An 18,918-nucleotide genomic window follows, 5' to 3' on the forward strand; every position below is an offset into this window, starting at 1 on the left:
CCCCCGGCACGGCGCCGGCCGCGCTGCGGCGGGCGTGTGGTTGTGTCCGGGGCGGGGGTGTCGACGGGGGCGGATTTCGGAATGGGCGTCATGTAAGGTTTCTACAGATGTGTAGAAGCTTGGTTTCGGCGGGCTCGGTGCGAGCGAGGCCGCTTGGTCGCCTGCGATTCAGGGGGTGGAACTGTGCTGAATGATCATCGAGAGCGACGCATGGGAGTCGAGTGGGTGACGGCTCCTCCGGAGGAGGAGATCCGCCGGGTCTACGAGCCGGTGGAGATCCGTAACCGGGACGGCAGTTGGGCCCTGGGACGAATCAACGCGCGCTGGTACGGCGGGCGCGGCGAGGACTGGTGCCGCCTGCGCATCGTCGGCAGCGACCGCCCGGCCCGGTGGGTCCCGTTCGACCCGGACGTCTTCGTGGAACTGCAGATCGACGGAACCTGAGGGGTCGCCCACGACTGCGCAACGCCCGTAGGGCGGGCGTGGGGCTGTGGGGCGCGCACCGCCCGTAGCGCGCGCGTGGGGCTGTGGGGCGCGGCGCTGCCGGTCGGCAGGCGCCGTGGGCTCGGGCCCAGCGGCGACCGGCGCGCGCCTTCCGGCTCGGGCTGCACCGCCGCCGGCGCGGCGTCGGCTGAGAGGCGGCGTTGGCGGTCGCCGCGAGTCGAGGTGAGGTGTTGACCGCACGCGCGGGTGGGACGCTTCGTTGCCGGCCGGCGCGGGGCGAGGTGCGGCGTTGACGGCACGCGCGGGCCGGGGCGCTTCGCTTCCGGTCGGCGCTCGCCGGGATGCTCTCCTGCCGGCCTTGGGTCCGCCGGGGTGCGGCCGTCGACCGTCGTCGGGGGCCTCGTAGGCTCGGGTGTTCGACGCTGTATGAGGAGGTCGTCGTGTCCGATGAGACGTGGGGCTTTCCCGCCGTGGGGCGGCGGGTGTTGGTCAGCGGGGCCGCCCGAGGGCTGGGTCGGGCCGTCGCCCGGGCGTTCGCCGCGCACGGGGACCGGGTGGTGGTGCACTACGGGTCGCGGCGGGACGAGGCCGAGGAGACGCTGGGCGGCCTGGCCGGTCGGGGACACGTACTGATCGGCGCGGACCTCGCCGAGCCGGACGCGGTCGAGCGGCTCGTGGCCGAGGCGGAGGAGGCCCTGGGCGGCATCGACGTGCTGGTCAACAACGCCGCCGTCAACACCCCGCATCCCCCCGCCACGACCGACTACACCGAGTGGGTGACCGCCTGGCAGCGGCACGTCGCGGTCAACCTCGTCGGCGCCGCCGGACTGAGCCACCTCGTCACCCGGGGCATGATCGCGCGCGGCACCGGCGGCCGCATCGTCAACGTCGGCTCGCGCGGCGCGTTCCGCGGCGAGCCGGACCACCCCGCCTACGGCGCCACCAAGGCCGGACTGCACGCACTGGGTCAATCCCTGGCGGTGGCGCTCGCCCCGCACCGGATCGCGGTCGCCTCCGTCGCCCCGGGCTTCATCGACACCGACCGGGTGGCCCACCGCCTGTCCGGTGCCGAGGGTGCCGCGATCCGCGACCAGAGCCCGTTCGGCCGGGTCGCCGATCCGGCCGAAATCGCCGCCGCGGTCCTGTGGTTGACCTCTCCGGAGGCCGAATGGGCATCCGGCACGATCCTCGACCTCAACGGCGCCTCCCACCTGCGCACCTGAACCGACTCCGGATCGCGCGGCCGGGGCGACGTCTCCGCCGACGCGCTGGGCCGGATCCGCGAGTCCCGCACCGAACCGGCGGGCGCCGAACGGGTGTTGCTGGTGAACGCCGGACCGCAGGCGGTCGTAGTGGATCCCGCCGAACAGCTGATGCCCGGCTTCCGGCCCGAGCCGCGCGCCGACCTGCTCGCCCAACTCGCGGCGCTGGGCGTGGAGTTGCGCCCGGGTAGGACCCTGATCACCCAGCCGCCGAGCGAGCCGGGCAGGCCAAGGCGTTCACCGTGGACACCACCGGAGGCGGCGGGATATCCGCCGACATCCGGTTCCGCTGCCACGGGGTGCGGATCAACGGGGACCACCTGGCCGAGTCCAAGATGGCCGCGTACGCCATGCGGCGCGCCGAGGTCGTGGTGCGGAACATCCTCGCCCAGGTGCGCGGGGAGGCGCCTACGGCGACCTACCTGCCCTCGCCGGAGCCCTCGATCCTGCTCCCGCTCGGGCCCACGGGTGGCGCCGGCCAGTAGCCCACCCGTGGTCGGGGCTCGACTCGGCGTATACCGCGTTCACCAGGAATGCGGATCGCACCGACGCGGTGGCGGTCCCGTCGCCCCGGGGTGGGGGTGACGGGACCGCCCGGTGTGCCTGCGTGCCCGTACCGTGCGGTCGGCGCGGTCAGCGGCCCTGGAGGGCCTTGACGTTGTTGCCGAAAGTCCAGTTGCGCGAGCCGTCCCAGTTCAGCGACCAGGTCATCAGGCCCTTGAGTGCGCCGCCGTACTTGTTCCACGCCTGGGAGACCAGGCCGGTCGACATGTAGCCGCCGCCCGCGCCCGGTTGCGCGGGAAGACCCGGGACCTGCTTGTCGTAGGGAACCTTGATCGTGGTGCCCTGGACGACCAGGCCACGGTTCAGGCAGTCGGTCTGCGCGGTGAAGCCGGCAACGGTACCGGCGGAGTAGGAATCGCCGTTGCAGCCGTACATGTTGCCGTTGTAGTACTGCATGTTCAGCCACCACAACCGGCCGTTGTCCGCGTACTTCTTCACGATCGGCAGATACGCGCCCCAGATCGAGCCGTAGGTGACGCTGCCGCCGGTGACGTAGGCCGTTTCGGGGGCCATCGTCAGCCCGAACTGCGGTGGCATCTGGGCCAGTACGCCGTCGATGATGTGCATCAGGTTGGCCTGCGACGTGGACGGGGTGTTGATGTTGCCGCCGCCGACCAGGCCGGTCTCGATGTCGATGTCGATGCCGTCGAATTGGTACTTCTTCAGGATCGGCACCACGGTCGCGATGAACCGGTCCGCCACGGCACGGGAGTTGAGGTCGATACCGGCCGCGGCGCCGCCGATGGACATCAGGATGGTGGCGCCGGCCGCTTTGGCCTGGCACATCTCGGCCGGGGTGGCCACCTTCACCGTCGAGTCCATCCCGTCCTCCCACAGGACGGTGCCGTCGCCGAGGATGACCGGGAACGCCGCGTTGAGCACGTTGTATCCGTGCGCGGCGATGCGCGCGTCGGTGATCGGGATCCAGCCGAGCGGCGGGTGTACGCCGTTGACCGCGCCGTCCCAGTTCTCCCAGTAGCCCTGGATCACCTTGCCGAAGGGCTTCGGCTTGCGCGGACAGAGATCGTCCGGCGGGTCGGCGGTGGTGGCGGTGCCGGTGGCCTTCGCCAGGTGCGGACGGCCGCTGCCCTGAATGCCGTCCGGGGTGGACGCGGCGACGGAGCCGCCCACCGCGAAGGCGACCGCCAGGGCGACCCCAAGCAGGCGTGAGGTCCTGCGCTTCATGCTCGATATCCTTCCGGCCGTTCGAGCGCGGCCGGGCACGGAAGGAACGTCCTGCGTGGCACGCCTACCTCCCGGGCGGGGACGGGCCCGGAAACTCACGTGGTGCAACACCAAAACGCTAAAGTGGTCCAGACCTCCAGGTCAACAGGTCCAGACCACAGTCAAACTCCGTCAAACAAACCGCGCCCCGGCACACAAAACGCGCCGCCGACCGCGGAGCGGACGCGGAGCGCGGAGCGCGGAGCGGACCCGGGACCGGACACGGAACGCGGAGCGGACCCGGGACCGGACGCGGGCGCGGGACCGGACACGGGCCGAGGCGAAGGGCTGGGCGCGAGGCGCGGGTCCAGGCGAAGGGCCGGGCGCGAGACGCGGGACCGGGCGCGGGGCGCGGCGGCGGCGCGGGGCTGGGCGTGGAACGCGCGGAGCCGGGCGCGGGACAAGGCACGGCCCGAACCGACGCGCGAGACGGGGTGTGGCGCGGTCAGTGGGGTGGGGTCGGGGGGTGGTAGATGGCGGTCAGCCAGATGTGGAGCAGCGTGGTTACTGCTTCCGGTTCGGACAGGGAGGGTTGGTCGGCGGCGAGCGTGGCCAGTAGGACTCGTTCGTTCATCGAGGTGAGTGCGATGGCCAGGTCGCGGGCCGGGGGGCCTTCGGGGGCGGCCCCTCGGGTGCGTTCGGCCGTGATGGCTGCCGTGGCTCGGCGGATCCAGTTCTCCATGACGCGGGCCCACAGTTCCTGTACCTCGCGGTTGGTACCGTGGGCCCGGGCCGCGGCCAGGGTGACCGCGCGGTGGGCCCGGAAGGTCGCGAAGAAGGCGTCGATCGTCGATCGCCAGTGGGCCGTCGGGTCCGCCGGCAGGTCTTCGAGCATGCCCTCCGAACCGGCGTCGGCCTCGGCGACCACCCGGTCGATCAGACTGAGCAGGACCGCCTCCTTGGAGGCGAAGTAGAAGTAGAAGGTGGGTCGCGAGATGCCCGCCCCGCGGGCCAGGTCGTCGATGGAGATCTCGTCCAGGCCGCGCCCGCCGAGCAGTCGCTCCGCGGTGGCCAGGATGGCCCGCTCCCGATCGTCGCCCGAGGGACGCGAGTCGCGCCGGCCCCGACGCGGGCGGATGCTGTCCTTGGCGGGGGTCTCGGTCACCCCCGAACCCTATCGCCCGTCGAACGTCTCGACACTGTGTTGACTGGCTCGACGCCACGTCGATACCGTTGCCTACGCTACCGCCCGGTAGCCGTGCGTCGCACCGGCGTTCGCTCGGATGTCGCACCCGTCGCCCACTGTCGGGCGCCCCTCGCGGAATGGGGAACGGCATGGCCAGGGAACACGTCGACGTACTGATCGTCGGGGCCGGCCTGTCCGGCATCGGCGCCGCCTGCCACCTGCGCCGACACTCCCCGGGCAAGTCCGTATCGATCCTGGAGGGCCGGGACGCGATCGGCGGCACGTGGGACATCTTCCGCTACCCCGGGATCCGTTCCGATTCGGACATGCACACCCTCGGCTACTCCTTCCGGCCGTGGACCGCGAACGAGGCGATCGCCGACGGCGCGGCGATCCGCGACTACATCCGCGACACGGCGCGCGAACACGGCGTGGATCGGCTGGTGCGCTTCGGGCATCGGGTGCTCGGCGCGGAGTGGTCGAGCGGCGAGGCGCGATGGACGGTACGCGCCGCCCGGCGGCCGGTCGGACGCCCGACGCAGGCACCCTCGGCCACGCCGATACCGACGCCGATATCAACAGCACCGCCGACCCCGACGCCATCGCCGAACCCCGCCGACGAGGCCGCATCCGATCCGGGCGACGAGGCACCTTCCACCGAAGTCGTCGAGCTGACCTGCTCGTTCCTGTTCGTGTGCACCGGCTACTACCGCTACGACCAGGGCTACACCCCCGACTTCCCCGGCATCGAGAACTTCGCCGGACCCGTCGTCCACCCCCAGGCGTGGCCCGAGGACCTGGACTACACCGACAAGCGCGTGGTGGTCATCGGCAGCGGCGCCACCGCCGTCACCCTGGTCCCCTCGATGGCCGACACCGCCGCGCACGTGACCATGCTCCAGCGCTCGCCCACCTACGTCATGGCGCTGCCCGCGCGCGACACGGTGGGCCGACGGCTGCGTCGGGTGTTGCCGGACCGCGCCGCGCTGCCGCTGATCCGGGCCAAGAACGTCGGCCTCACCATGCTCGCCTTCCACCTCTCGCGCGGCGCGCCGAGGCTGATGAAGTCCGTGCTGCGCAGGGGCGCCATCCGGCAACTGCCCGAAGGCTACGACGTGGACACCCACTTCGCGCCCCGCTACGACCCGTGGGACCAGCGCATGTGCTTCGTGCCCGACGGCGACCTGTTCGCCGCGCTGCGCGGCGGCCGGGCCTCGATCGTCACCGACACCATCGCCGGCTTCACCGCAACCGGACTGCGACTGGACTCGGGCGCCGAACTGCCCGCCGACATCGTGGTCACCGCGACCGGCCTGAACCTGCTGGCCGTCGGCGGCATGACGTTGACCGTCGACGGGACTCCGATCGAACTGTCCGAAACGGTCGCCTACAAGGGCATGATGCTATCCGGCGTGCCCAATTTCGCCCTGGCCCTCGGCTACACCAACGCCTCGTGGACGCTCAAGTGCGACCTGGTCGGCCGCTACGTTTGCCGGCTGCTCAACCACATGGACGCGCACGGCTACCAGGTGTGCATGCCACAGGCTCCGCCCGCCGACGCGCCGCTCGAACCGCTGCTCGACCTGAAGTCCGGCTATGTACTGCGCGGCACCGCGATGTTGCCCAAGCAGGGCCCGACCGCGCCGTGGCGGCTGCACCAGAACTACCCGCGCGACGTACTGCTGCTCAAGCACGGTTCGCTCCAGGACCGGGGGATGCGCTTCGGCCGCGCCACCGCCCCGGCACGCCCGGCCGAGCCCACCTCGCGCTGAACGCCCGTCGTCCGCTCAGCCGTTCGCCGGCTACGCGGCACCCGGCCCCGGATCCTCGCTCGCCTCGCTCTTCTCCAACTCCAACCTCGGCAGCATCTTCGCCAGCGGCGCCGGCAACCACCACGCACGCGTGCCCAGGAGTTGCATGATCGCGGGCACGATCAGGCAGCGGATGATCACCGCGTCCACGAAGATCGCCACCGCCATGCCCAACCCCAGCTGCTGGAGCGCTCGTTGCGGGCTGAGCAGGAACGCGGCGAACACCACGATCATGATCGCGCCCGCGGCGGTGATCACCGAGCCGGTGTGCGCCAGACCCTCGCGCACGGCCGACCCGTGGTCCCGGGTGCGCTTCCACTCCTCGTGGATCCGCGAGACCAGGAAGATCTCGTAGTCCATCGAGAGTCCGAAGATCACCGCGAACACCACGACCGGGACCCAGGGTTCGATCGGACCGGCCTCCGCGCCGAGCATGCCGTGCTGGAACACCGACGTCATCGCACCGAGCGCGGCCCCGATGCTCAGCAGGTTCAACACCGCGGCCTTGAGCGGGATCAGCAGCGAACGAAACACCATCATCAGCAACACGATGGCCACGCCGACGACGAGCACGATGAACAGCGGCATCCGGTCCGCGACCTTGGCGGAGTAGTCCTCCGCCGCCGCGGTGGCCCCGCCGACCAGGAACCGCGCACCGGTGGACTTGGACACCGAAGGCAATACCTCGTCGCGCAACGCGCCCACCAGGTCGGTGGTGGCCCGATCCTGCGGCGCGGAGGTGGGAAAGACCATCACGGTGGCGATCCGCCCGTCCGCGACGGCCAACGGTCCCACCGCCGTACGCACCCCGGGGGTGGCCCGAAGCACGGTCGTCGCCTCGGTACCGGCCGCCTGGGCACCGCCCGCGCCGCCCTCGACCACCACGATCAAGGGCCCGTTGAAGCCCGCGCCGAACCCGTCGGACAGCAGGTCGTACGCCTTGCGACTGGTGGTGCCCGTCGGGTCGTTGCCCGCGTCGGAGAAACCGAGCCGCAAGCCGAGCGCAGGCACCGACAACGCGCCGAGGGCCAGTACCGCGACCAACAGGGCGACCAGCGGCCGACGTTGCGCCACCGTGCCGACCCGCCGCCAGAGTGTGCCCTCGGGCGCCCTGCCCTTCGCGGCCCGGGCCGCCGCTCGGGCGACGAACTGTCGGGAGAAACGTTCGCCGAAGATCGCGAGCAGCGCGGGCAGCAGGGTCAGCGACGCGACCATCGTGCCGAGCACGGTCAGCGCCACCGCCAACGCCATGCCCTGGAGCGACCCGAGGCCGAGGGCGACCAGCCCGAGCAACGCGGCGATGACCGTACAGCCGGCGAAGAACACCGAACGCCCGGCCGCGTCCAGGGAGATCGTGGCGGCCCGCGCCGGCTCGGTACCGCGCACCAGTTCGCTGCGATACCGCGCGAAGATCAGCAGCGCGTAGTCGATGCCCACGCCGAGCCCGACCAGGATCATCACGAACGGCACCCAGCTCGCGATGGTGAACACCCGGGAGGCGACCACCACCACGGCCATCGACGAGCCGACCGCGAACAGCGCGGTGACGATGGGCAGTCCGGCCGCGATCAGGGTGCCGAACAGGAAGACCAGGATGACCAGCGCGGCCAGGATCCCCGCGCCCTCGGCACCACTGCTCTCGTTCCGACCCATCGCCCGGGCCGCCTCGCCGCCCAACTCGACGCGCAGCCCGTCGTGTCGCATCGACCGCGCGGTGTCGTAGATCCGCTCGGTCTGTGCGGTGGTCATCTCCTCCGAGGTACCGGTGAGCACCACCGTGGCATAGCCGACCCGGCCGTCGGGGGAGATCGCCGCCGGATCGTCGTACAGGCCGCGCACCTGCGCCACCTTGGGCAGCCCCGCCACCTTGCCGAGCATCGCGTCGATCCGCTGCCGGGTCGCCTCGGTACGCAGGCCGGCCTCGTCGCGCAGCACGATCTGGAGGGTGTCGCCGGCCTCGGCCGAGGCGTGTGCGGCGAGCAGGTCCGACGCCCGCTGCGACTCGGCGCCCGGGATGGAGTAGTCCTCGTGGTAGTCGTCGCCGACCGTCGAGGCGACGCCCCAGGTGCCGACGAGAACGACCAGCCACAGCCCCACGACGAGCCATTTGCGGCGATGCGCGAAGCCGGCGAGGCGGGCGAACACCCCCGCTCGCGGGGCCGTGGGGGGAGCTTTTTCGGTGAACGTCATGGATCTTCCCGGATCGTGTCGATCGGCACAGGCGTCGCCGCTATGACGCGCCTCGCGCGCCGAATGTGACCGATCGGCGCGAGAACCCTCCGACCCGACTCGCGCAGGGCCCGGGCGCATGGCCGGCCCCGGTGGCGAGTGTCCTGCGTGTGTACGGTCAGCCGCGCAGCGTGCTGCGGCTCGCACGCCGCAGGATCCACGGGACGGTCAGGTGGTGGATCGGCGCGATCGCGCCCCACACCACACGGCCGATGCGCCGCTCGTGGCGCACCCGAGTGATCCACACGACAGCGTCGTCCCGGACAAGCAGCGTGTTGCGTGCCGTGATCATGTGCGAACTCGCCGTGACGGTGCACGAGTCGGCGTCGGACGTCGCGATCGACCAGCCCGACACGTGCGTAGGCGACGGCCGCGGTCCCAGCCGCAACCCGAGCACGAGGGTCCATCCGATCAGCAACATCCCGCGAAATACGGCCGGCGACCCCTCGAACGCCGCCCGGGCCCACTGCTCGGGGGTACGCGCGCGAGCCGTCGCCGTCCCGAGCTCGAACGCCGAGGCGTACTCGGCCCCCGGCAACTCCGCTCCCGACGACTCCGCGGCGGGCGCCGCCACGTCCGGCACCTCGATCCGCCGCACCCGCGCGCCACCCACGAAGCATCCTCCCGACACCGACTTGCCGATCCGGTCGATCCTAGGGCGTGCCCGACCCGGATCCGGCGCGGCCCGCCGTTCATTCGCCCTCGTCACACCCTCTTCTCCCGGGCGGGTGCTCGCTTATCGTGGGTTTCATGGACAGTCTGTCGGAGCCCATCGCCGAGAATGTCGATCCGCTGCGCGCGCTCACGTTGGAGACGCTGCGTCGGCGCACCAGCATGAAGTGGCACGCCTACCCGGAGGATGTACTTCCGCTGTGGGTGGCCGAGTTGGACGTCCCCCTGGCCGAGCCGATCATCCAGGCCGTGACCGACGCCGTCCGGCTCGGCGACACGGGGTATGCCGCCGGCACCGAATACGCCACCGCCCTGGCCGACTTCGCCGCCAAGCGGTGGGGGTGGCACTCGCTCGCGGTCGAGCGTACGGCGATCGTGCCGGACGTGATGCAGGGCGTCGTCGAGATGCTCAAACTGGTCACCGGACCGGGCGATCGGGTCGTGGTCAACTCGCCCGTGTATCCGCCGTTCTACATGTTCCTGAAAAACATGGATCGACAGGTGGTGGAGGCCCCGCTCGGTGCGGACCACCGGATCGATCTCGACGTACTGGCCGACACCTTCCGTACCGCGACCGCCGCCGGCGGACGGGTCGCCTATCTGCTGTGCAGCCCGCACAACCCGACCGGGACCGTGCACACCGAGGCGGAACTGGCTGCCGTGGCCCGACTGTCCGCCGAGCACGGGGTGCGCGTCGTGGCGGACGAGATCCACGCGCCGCTGGCGCCGCCGGACCGGTACGTGCCCTACCTGAGCGTGCCGGGCACCGCCGACGGCCTGTCCCTGATGTCCGCGTCAAAGGGTTGGAACCTGGCCGGGCTCAAGGCGGCGCTCGCCATCGCCGGCCCGGCCGCCGCCGAGGAACTGGCCGCGCTGCCCGAAGAGGTGAGCCACGGCCCCAGCCACGTCGGCGTGATCGCGCACACCGCCGCGCTGCGCGACGGTGTCGGCTGGCTGGACGCCCTCCTGGCCGGACTCGCGGCGAACCGGCGGCTCCTGGCCGACCTGCTCGCCGAACACCTGCCGGCCGTGCGCTACACCCCCGCCGAGAGCACCTACCTGGCCTGGCTCGACTGCCGCGACCTCGGCCTGGGCGACCACCCGGCGGCGTACTTCCTCGACCGGGCCAAAGTCGCGCTGACCTGCGGCGTCGACTTCGGCACCGGCGGCGCGGGACACGCCCGGCTCAACCTGGGCACGCACCCGGACATCGTCACCGACGCGATCCGCCGGATGGCCGTCGCGCTCTGACCACCACGCCCACCGCCGGGACGGCCGATCCGCACGGACCCGGCCCTCCCGGCGGGTGCTCAGTCCGTCCGGTTCGGGCCGGCCAGATACTCCAGCGCGTGCAGCAGGTACGCGGCGGCGGGGTCGGTACGGTCGGTGCGCAGCGCCCACAGCGCGACCTCGGTCGGGAACTGTACGTCGGCGAACGCGATCACCACCCCGCTGCCGTCCAGGAACAGCCGACTGCGGGCGCTGCCCAGGTCGATCCAGGTCTCGGCGACCGCGAGGGCCGCGGCCTCGTCCGCGCAGGGCAGGTAGGCGAAGCGGCCGTCCACCAGGTCGGGCGGCAGGATCCGGGCGGCCCGGCGTACCCGGGCGAGGTGGGTCTCGAAGGCGTCCGTATGCTCCCGCGCGGTCCAGGGCAGCCGCGAACGCCACAGCAGGCAGGTGCACCAGGCGGTCACCAATGCCGCGTCCGGGTCGACGGCCGACACCGCATCGGGGCGGCCGGCGGCGTCGGGGTGCGGGCCGGTGCGCATCAGGTGTCCGGCCGCGACCCGCTCGACCACGGCGTCGGGCTGTTCCTCGCTCAACGATCCGATCCCGTTCTCGATACACACGCGCCGGAGTCGCCGACGCCCGTCAGGTCACGCTGCACAGCACGGTAGACCACCGAGGCCACCGGGCCGGCCACGCCCCTCCGGGGCGGGCGGGGCGGGTGCAGAGCGGCGTGGGCGCCGGCCTGCTCCGTGCCCGGCTCAGGCCGGTGCGCCGACCACCCGATCGGTGGTCGGCCGGCCGTGCAGGTGTTGGCGGGGGCGGTCGAAGTCGACGGACATACAGCTTGGTTCGTCCGGATGGGACCGGACTCCCACCGGGGCGCGCCAGAGGATCTCGACCATGATCCCGTCCGGGTCGTGACCGTGGACGGAAAAGCGCAAGTCCTGGTCCATGCCGCCGCCGAGTGCGTCGACCGCGGCCAACCGGCGGTGCGCGCGTCGGAGGTCGGCGATCGTGTCGACCTCGAAGGCGACGTGGTACGGCCCGCGACCGACGACCGCTCCCGGGCCGGTGTTGGCGATCAGGCCCAGATCGTGGCGGATGCTCGACGCCGGTGCGGAGCGGAGCAGGGCCATGGCCGGCCAGTGCGCGGTGGCGGGCAGGCGGCTGACCACCTCCAGACCCACGACGTCACGGTAGAACCGGGTGGAGAGATCGAGGTCGCGGACGGACATGACGACGTGGTTGATCCGACGGATCGTCACCGTGACTCCCTGGGTGACTTGTTCGAGGCGAGCCGCACGCAACGGGGGGTGCGACGCGGGTCGTTCGACGTGGACCGCGCGACGGGGGACGCGCGTTCGGCGCAGGGGATGTGCGTTCGGCGAAGCGGAGTCGAGCGAACTCCGCCCACAGCGTAGAGTAGTCGCAACGTGACCGACGGGTCACGTGTCGGATTCGAAAGCTCGCAAACACCACTGACGCAACAACTGTCACATCGGCACCCCAACCAGACTTCGGGGCGGGGTGTTTGGCGCGTTTCAATCTGCCGGCACCGCCTTCCGCTCTCTAGGGTGACTCTCTGGATGGGCAGTACAACCATCTCCCCCGCCCATTCGTCGCCCGACCGGCCTCGGCCCTCCGGTCACGCCGGATCCCGACGTCGACCCGCGTCGGGAGAGCGCTCCACAAGAGCCCCAGGGCCTTCGGACCCGGACGGGCCACCTCACCCGGGGTGCGTCCGGGCAGTGCCGACAGTTTCCACACAGGAAAGGTTCGGTCCCTTGCAGCAGGTGAACATGGACGATCACACCGTGTCGTTCGGCGCCGCCCTGCGCCATCATCGTCGACAACAGGGCCTGTCCCTGCGGCAGTTGGCCGGGCTCGTGGCCTACAGTCCGGGCTGGCTGAGCAAGATAGAGAACGGCATGTCGACGCCGACCATGCAGTTGGCCCGCTTGTGCGACCGGGAACTGGCGGCCGAGGGCGTGCTGGCCGCATTGGCCGGCTCCGCGGCCGACGACCTCCCACCCCGCCTGCGTCCGGCCCAACTCCCGCCCTCGACCGCCGGATTCGTCGGCCGTGAACGCGAACTCCGAGATCTCGACGCGCTCCTGGCACACAGTACGGAGACCGGGCTGCCGTTGACGGTCGCCATCGACGGGCCGGCCGGCGTAGGCAAAAGCGCGCTGATGATCCGCTGGGCCGGACAGGTGTCCGAGTCGTTTCCCGGCGGCGTGCTCTACCGCGACCTGCGCGGCTCCTCCCCCGATGCCGAACCGGTGCGTCCGACCGAGGTGTTGGCCGACTTCCTGATCGCGCTGCGGGTGTGTCCGCCCGCCATCCCGGCCGACCTGGAACAGCGCGCCGCGATGTTCCGCAGCCTGCTGGCCGGTCTGCGCATGCTGGTGATCCTGGACAACGCGGCGGACTCCCGGCAGGTCACGCCCCTGCTGCCGGGAACCGCCGGTTGTGCCGCCGTGGTCACCAGTCGCCGCCGACTGACCGGGATCGCGGTGCGCGCCGGCGCGTCCAAGATTCCGCTCGGACCGATGTCGCCGGCCGAGTCGGTGGCGCTGCTGTGCGCGGTGGTCGGCCCCGATCGGGTGCTCGCCGAGGCGGACGCGGCCCGGAAGTTGGCCCGACACTGTGCCCATCTGCCGCTGGCCCTGCGGATCGCCGCCGAACGCCTGGCCACCCGACCGCACCGCTCGCTCGCGCTCCTCGCCGAGGAACTCGACGACGAGAAAAGCCGGTTGGACCTGCTGGCCGATGCCGACGACCCGCACCTCGCGCTGCGCTCCGCGTTCTTCGGGTCCTATCGCGACCTCGACCCGGAGGTCGCGCGGGCGTTTCGCCTGCTCGGGCTGCATCCGGACGGGCGCCTGGAGGCGTCCGTCGCCGCCGGGTTGATCGGCCGCCCGCTCGGACACACCCGCCGACTGCTGGAAAGCCTGGTCAGCGTGCACCTGTTGGAGGAGACCGGCCCCGACCGGTACCGCCTCGCCACCCTGCTGCGCGCGTACGCGGCCGAACGCGCCGGCGACGAGGAGGCCCGGGTCGGCGCCGACGACCCCGGGCCGACCGCCCGCTGACGTACCCGACGGCGCCGGGCCGGCCCCGCTCACCCGGCGCCCTCGGTCAACAACGCCACCAGGCGCGACACCGTGGCGTGCCGGTAGAACTGCCGCACCGTGATCCGCGGCAGACCGGCCGCCCGCAACTCGGCGAGCAATCGGGTCGCCGACAGCGAGTTGCCGCCGACCTCGAAGAAGCCCTCGTCCGGCCCGACGTCGGCGCCCAACACCCGCCGCCAGATCTCCCACACCGTCGCGGCCGTCGCGGACTCGGCGGGCGTACCGAATCCGCAGGGCGTACCGGGGCCCGGACCGTTCGCAGCCGGCACCGCGTCTTCGTCCGGCGCGGACAGTGCGGCGAGCCGGTCGGTGTCGACCTTCCCGTTGACCGTCAGCGGCAGGGCCGGCACCACGACCGCCCGGCCCGGCACCATGTACTCCGGCAACACCGCCCGCGCCGCGCGCAACACCTGCGCCGGGTCGCCGCCGTCGACCAGCACCAGATACGCGTCGATCCGGGCCTCCGCGCCGTCGCCGGGGCTCGCCCCGCGGACCACCGCCGCCGCCTCGATCACGCTCGCGTGTTCCAGCAACACCGCCTCGATCTCACCCAGTTCGATGCGGTAGCCGCGCACCTTCACCTGGGTGTCCAGGCGGCCCAGATGATCGATCCGGCCGTCCGCGCGCAGTCGCCCGCGATCGCCGCTGCGATAGACCCGCTGCCCGGTGTGCGGATCCACCACGAATCGTTCGGCCGTCTGCTCGGGGCGGCCCAGGTAGCCGATGGCCACCCCGGCCCCGCCCACCCACAACTCGCCCGCCACCCCGGGCGGTAGCACCCGTCCCCTCGGGTCGCGCACCGACACCCACCAGCCCGGCAGCGGCGCGCCCACGGACCGCGCCTCGTTGGCCGCCCGGGTCGGGGTCAGCGGCTGGGCGGTGACGTGCACGGTCGTCTCGGTGATGCCGTACATGTTCACCAACCGACATTCCGAGTACGAGTGCCGCTCGAACCAGGGGCGCACCATCGGTGGATGCAACGGCTCGCCGCCGAAGACCACCAGGCGCAGCACCAGGTCCTCGGCCCGTCTGCGGTCCACCTCGACGAGTTGGGCGAAGGCCGACGGCGTCTGGTTGAGCACGGTCACGCGCCGCTCGACCAGCAGGTCGTAGAAGTCCTCGACCGAGCGGGCCGTCCAGTAGGACACCACCACCAGATGGCCGCCGCCGAGCAGGCAGCCCCAGATCTCCCAGACGGAGAAGTCGAACGCGGTGGAGTGGAACAGGGTCCAGACGTCGTCGACTCCCGGGGCGAGCAGGTCGCGGGTCGCGTCGAGCAGCGCGAGAACGTTGCCGTGCGGCACCTCGACGCCCTTCGGGCGTCCGGTGGAGCCGGAGGTGTAGATCACGTAGGCGGGATGCGCTGCGCCGACGGCGGGCGGAGTGAACTCGGGGTGCTCCGTCGCGCGTTGGCGGATCGTCGCGGGGTCGAGGACGGTGACGGTCGGGGCAGTCGGGTCGGCGGGGTCGGTCGGGTCGGTCGGGAAGGTCTTCGGGTCGCCGATCACCAGGCGCAGGCCGGCGTCCGTCGTGGTGTGCCGCAGTCGGGCGGGTGGATGGCGTACGTCGAGCGGCACGTAGGTGCAGCCGGCGGTGAGTACGGCCAGGAGGACCACCACGGTCTCGGCGTCCGGTTCCAGGAACACGCCCACGCGGTCGCCGGGTTCGGCGCCGGCCGCTCGGAGGCCGCGGGCCGTGAGGGTGGCGCGGGCGGCCAACTCCCGGTAGGTGTACGTCCCGTCGTCGTCGGAGAGGGCGATCGCATCGGGTCGGTCGGCGGCCGTCGCGGTGAAGCGGGCGTGGATCGTGTCCGCCCGGTCGGAGGCCGGGTCGAGCCGCCGGTCCACGCCGCCCAGGCGCAGCGTGTCCCGGGTCTCGGCGGGGCTCAGCCAGGTGATCGTGGCCGGCGGCGCGGTGTCGGCGGCGGCGTGCAACTCGCGGACGACACGCGCGATGTGCCGGCAGATCCGCTCGGCGACCGGGGCGTCGACCAGTCCGGCGTCGTGGCGGCAGGTCAGCATCGGGGTGCCGGTCGGGTCCGCCGCGGCGTAGAGCGTGAGCGGCGCGATCGGGGCCAGGGACGGGCGGTAGTCGGTCCACCCGTGCGCGCCGTCGGCGGCGGTGATCAGCACCGTCTGCGGCGCGGGGCCCGGTTCCGCCGGCGCGACCGCGATCGACCCGGTGGCGGGGCAACTCGCCGCGATCAGATGCAGGTAGCGGCCGACCGTGTCGTCCTCGTCCACCCGCACGTCGTGCACATGCCACCCAAGTCGGCGGCATCGGCCGTACGGCGTCGCGGCGGCCACGGTCTCGGCGGCGACGTCCAGGACGGCCAAGCGCTGCCACGGCTCGCCCGAGTGCCGGGCCGACACGAGCGCCACGGCCGCCGGGAGCAGCCGCTCGTACAGCCCGGGCAGCGCGGGCAGCGGCACCGACGCCCACCCGATCCGCCCGACCTCGCTCGGCTCCCCCAGCCCCCAGGCCGGCGCGGCCTCGGGGCGGTTCGCCCGGAACTCCGGCAGTTCGGTGGCGAGCGTCGGCACGGAAGGTACGGTCACCGGATCGGCCGGGATCGGGCCGCCGCACAACGCCGCGGCCAGCCGGTGCAGCCCGTAGGGCGACACCGCCGCCCGCTGCGCGACCAGGACGAGGTCGGCGACGCCGTCGGCGTACTCCAGGACCAACACCCGCAGCGGCCCGGCAGCCGGATGCACCGGTCGCTCGGCCTCACGCTCCCGCCGCCGTCGAGCGAGCGGATGATCCGAGCCCACGGCCAGCACCTGCCGCCACGCGACCCCGAACCCTACTCCCGGCCAGGCTTCGGCAACGCGCGGCAACCCGAGCCGCACGGTCTCCTCGTCCACCCCCACCGGCAACCGCCGCACAAGGCTGTGACAGCCCCGCCCCAGCTGCAACTCCCGCACAGAACGCCCTCGGCGGCGACCGGTCGACACCAAAACGCGAGCCTCGCCCTGTGCGTCGGACGCATCAACCCCGCCGAACACCACCCCACCGGCAGACCCGGAAGCCACGCCCAAGGCGCTCGAACCGGGAGCCACGCCGACAGCAGCGGGCGTGGTCGCCACGCTCACGGCAGCCGAACCGGCCGAACCGGAAGCCGCAGCAAGGGCGGCCGACACAAGGGCGCCATCGACCGTGAACCCGGACGCCGCCTCCACGTCCCCTGATCCGGTGCCCGCGTCCGACACGGTCGACTCGGGACGCGCGTTCGCCACCGTCGACCCGACCGCCGCATCCACCACGGTCGTTGTCACCGCACAGCCCCTCGAACCGGACCCGGCACCCATCGACTCGGGCCCCGCGTCCGCTGGGTCGGGAGCTGTGGAGCCCGCACCCACCGCAGACGGCGCCACACCCGCCGGAGCGGGGGCCGCACCCGTCGACCCGGCGCCCGCGCCCGCACCCGTGCCGGCCGCAGCCGGCCCCGCCACGGCCATCCTCGGCTTGGGGCGAAAGCCACCCGCGCTACCCGCCGCGTTCGTGTTCGTCGCCTCGCTCTTTCGCATCCGAGCCTCGTTCTTCATCGGACCGTGAACCCCCCGTCGACCGCGAGCAGGCTTCCCGTGACCTGGCGGGCCTCGTCGCCGGCCAGCCACAGGGCCGCGCCGGCCACGTCCGCCGGTTCGACGAGGGAGTTGGTCGGTTGGGCCTGGACGAAGGTTGCCTCGTGTTCGTCGGCCGGGACGTCCAGGGAACGGGCGATCTCGCCGAGCATGCGGCCCTCCAGGAGCGGGTCGTCGCGTACCGATCCCGGGCACAGCGCGTTGACCCGCACCCCGTAGGGCGCGTAGTCGAGCGCCGCCGCGCGGGTGAGGCCGATCAGGCCGTGTTTGGCCGCGACGTAGGCGGCGAAGTTGCGGTAGCCGACCATGCCGGCGGTCGAGGAGACGTTCACGATGCTGCCGCCGCGCTGTTCGACCATCACCGGCGCCACCGCCTTCATCAGCCGCCACGCGCCGCTCAGGTCGACGTCGAGCATCAACTGCCATTCGTCCTCGCGGATTTCGTGGATCGGTTTGCCGGAAGGCGCGGCGATACCGGCGTTGTTGAGCAGCACATCGATGCCGCCGAACCGGTCCAGGGCCAGGTCGATCGCCCGATCCACTGTCGACGCGTCGGTGATGTCCGCAACCGAGGTGACCACCTCGACGCCGAACTCCGAGCACTGGCGCGCGGTTTCCGCCAATTGGGCGGGGGAGGCCAGCGGATACGGCACGCCGGGGTGGTCCGAGGCCACGTCGAGCAGCAACAGGTCGGCGCCCGCCTCCGCGTAGCGCACCGCGCAGGCCCGACCCAGCCCCCGACCCGCCCCCGTGATCACGGCGGTCCTGTCCGCGAGGCGCGGTGCGCCGTCGTCGTGCGCGCGGCCCGGGATCTCCGCCGCGCTCATCGGCTCGGACCCACCGGTTGGCCCACCGTGGCCGCGATCAGCCGCAGCAGCGCGTCGGCCTGTTCGGTGGGATACATGTGCCCGCCCGGGAGTTCGGCGGTGAGCAGCGGCGCGGTGGTGACCTCCTGCCACTGCTCGACCTCCCGCGCCGAGACCATGTCGTCCGCACTGCCGCGCACGGTGAGGATGGGCGCGGGCAGCGGCCGGTCGGCGGTCGGCCGGTAGCGCTCGTGCATCTCGGCGTCCGCGCGCAGCACGGGCAACAGCAGTTCGCGAAACTCCGGGTCGTCCAGCGCGGCCGGTCGATATCCGACGAACTCGGCGATCCCGTCCAGGAATCGCTCGTCGGACAGGCCGGTGACCTGCCGCCGGCGCGATTGGTACGGGCCGTGCGAGCCGCTGACCACCAGGACCGCGACGCGGATGTCGGCGGTGTCGATCAGGCGATGCGCCAACTCGTAGCCCAGGAAGGCACCCATGCTGTGTCCGAACACGGCGATCTCGGTACGACCGCGCAGCGCGGCAAGCACGCGTGGGGCGAGTTCGTCGATCGCGGCGCCGATGTCCCGGTGCGGCTCGTCGTCGATCAGCTCCTCCCGGCCCGGCAGTTGCACCGGCACGATGCTCAGGCCGTGCCCTTCGCGCCCCCACCAGGTACGGAAGATCGAGGCGCCGACACCGGCGAAGGGCAGGCACACCAGCGGCAGGGGTTTCATCTCGGCTCCGTTTCGCATCCGCGTGTTCTCCGTTGCCACCCGCACGGCGGGCGTCCTGCTCCCGGCCCCGGGCCTCGCGGTCCCGGGTCCGG

At 72.3% G+C, this 18,918-nt stretch carries 15 protein-coding genes; 6 read left to right on the forward strand and 9 right to left on the reverse strand.

The features are described 5' to 3' along the window. Positions 1–225 precede the first annotated feature (225 nt). The 3 genes from ACWGR4_RS39760 to ACWGR4_RS39770 all read left to right on the forward strand — a co-directional run bounded on the left by ACWGR4_RS39760 (position 226) and on the right by ACWGR4_RS39770 (position 2,191). Positions 226–444, forward strand: a complete 219-nt coding sequence (locus tag ACWGR4_RS39760) for a hypothetical protein (protein WP_380006923.1) — start codon at positions 226–228, stop codon at positions 442–444. 440 nt (positions 445–884) lie between these two features. Continuing rightward, on the forward strand, positions 885–1,667 hold the full coding sequence (locus ACWGR4_RS39765; RefSeq protein WP_452129881.1) for an SDR family NAD(P)-dependent oxidoreductase: 783 nt from the start codon (positions 885–887) through the stop codon (positions 1,665–1,667). Positions 1,668–1,948: 281 nt separating this feature from the next. Next, positions 1,949–2,191 (forward strand): hypothetical protein, encoded by a 243-nt coding sequence (locus ACWGR4_RS39770; RefSeq protein WP_380006929.1) that lies wholly within the window; start codon positions 1,949–1,951, stop codon positions 2,189–2,191. A gap of 148 nt (positions 2,192–2,339) precedes the next feature. On the opposite strand, the gene ACWGR4_RS39775 is transcribed toward ACWGR4_RS39770, so the two are convergent. After that, on the reverse strand, positions 2,340–3,455 hold the full coding sequence (locus tag ACWGR4_RS39775) for a chitinase (RefSeq protein ID WP_380006932.1): 1,116 nt from the start codon (positions 3,453–3,455) through the stop codon (positions 2,340–2,342). A 484-nt stretch (positions 3,456–3,939) separates the two neighbouring features. Continuing rightward, complete coding sequence (locus tag ACWGR4_RS39780; RefSeq protein WP_380006935.1) at positions 3,940–4,599, reverse strand: TetR/AcrR family transcriptional regulator; 660 nt, start codon at positions 4,597–4,599, stop codon at positions 3,940–3,942. Between the two features lie 170 nt (positions 4,600–4,769). On the opposite strand from ACWGR4_RS39780, the gene ACWGR4_RS39785 reads away from it, so the two are divergent. Next, positions 4,770–6,392 (forward strand): flavin-containing monooxygenase, encoded by a 1,623-nt coding sequence (locus ACWGR4_RS39785; protein ID WP_452129880.1) that lies wholly within the window; start codon positions 4,770–4,772, stop codon positions 6,390–6,392. Positions 6,393–6,422: 30 nt separating this feature from the next. Here the strand turns inward: ACWGR4_RS39785 and ACWGR4_RS39790 are convergent, their stop codons facing one another. Together ACWGR4_RS39790 and ACWGR4_RS39795 are read right to left on the reverse strand one after the other, a co-directional pair. Then, positions 6,423–8,621, reverse strand: a complete 2,199-nt coding sequence (locus ACWGR4_RS39790; protein ID WP_452129879.1) for an MMPL family transporter — start codon at positions 8,619–8,621, stop codon at positions 6,423–6,425. Between the two features lie 157 nt (positions 8,622–8,778). Next, positions 8,779–9,273, reverse strand: coding sequence for a DUF2867 domain-containing protein (locus ACWGR4_RS39795; protein WP_452129878.1), 495 nt, complete (start codon positions 9,271–9,273; stop codon positions 8,779–8,781). Between the two features lie 137 nt (positions 9,274–9,410). Between ACWGR4_RS39795 and ACWGR4_RS39800 the strand changes: the two genes are divergently transcribed. Next, on the forward strand, positions 9,411–10,583 hold the full coding sequence (locus tag ACWGR4_RS39800) for a MalY/PatB family protein (RefSeq protein ID WP_452129877.1): 1,173 nt from the start codon (positions 9,411–9,413) through the stop codon (positions 10,581–10,583). A gap of 59 nt (positions 10,584–10,642) precedes the next feature. Here ACWGR4_RS39800 and ACWGR4_RS39805 read toward each other — a convergent pair whose 3' ends face one another. Together ACWGR4_RS39805 and ACWGR4_RS39810 are read right to left on the reverse strand one after the other, a co-directional pair. Continuing rightward, positions 10,643–11,155: a hypothetical protein gene (locus ACWGR4_RS39805; protein ID WP_452129876.1), complete on the reverse strand. Its 513-nt coding sequence runs from the start codon at positions 11,153–11,155 to the stop codon at positions 10,643–10,645. A gap of 165 nt (positions 11,156–11,320) precedes the next feature. Continuing rightward, positions 11,321–11,827 carry a VOC family protein gene (locus ACWGR4_RS39810; RefSeq protein ID WP_452129875.1) on the reverse strand — a complete coding sequence of 169 codons (507 nt, stop codon included), beginning with the start codon at positions 11,825–11,827 and terminating at the stop codon, positions 11,321–11,323. A 528-nt stretch (positions 11,828–12,355) separates the two neighbouring features. Between ACWGR4_RS39810 and ACWGR4_RS39815 the strand changes: the two genes are divergently transcribed. Further along, a complete protein-coding gene (locus tag ACWGR4_RS39815; RefSeq protein ID WP_380007439.1) occupies positions 12,356–13,657 on the forward strand; it encodes a helix-turn-helix domain-containing protein in 1,302 nt (433 codons plus the stop codon). 29 nt (positions 13,658–13,686) lie between these two features. On the opposite strand, the gene ACWGR4_RS39820 is transcribed toward ACWGR4_RS39815, so the two are convergent. From ACWGR4_RS39820 to ACWGR4_RS39830, 3 genes are all read right to left on the reverse strand, one after another. After that, on the reverse strand, positions 13,687–16,623 hold the full coding sequence (locus tag ACWGR4_RS39820; RefSeq protein ID WP_452129874.1) for a non-ribosomal peptide synthetase: 2,937 nt from the start codon (positions 16,621–16,623) through the stop codon (positions 13,687–13,689). A 617-nt stretch (positions 16,624–17,240) separates the two neighbouring features. After that, positions 17,241–18,110, reverse strand: a complete 870-nt coding sequence (locus ACWGR4_RS39825; RefSeq protein ID WP_380006959.1) for an SDR family oxidoreductase — start codon at positions 18,108–18,110, stop codon at positions 17,241–17,243. Continuing rightward, positions 18,107–18,826: a thioesterase II family protein gene (locus tag ACWGR4_RS39830; RefSeq protein WP_452129873.1), complete on the reverse strand. Its 720-nt coding sequence runs from the start codon at positions 18,824–18,826 to the stop codon at positions 18,107–18,109. Before ACWGR4_RS39830 ends, ACWGR4_RS39825 begins: the two co-directional genes overlap by 4 nt. Between the last annotated feature and the right edge of the window lie 92 nt (positions 18,827–18,918).

The sequence above is a fragment of the Embleya sp. NPDC055664 genome, from assembly GCF_053618075.1.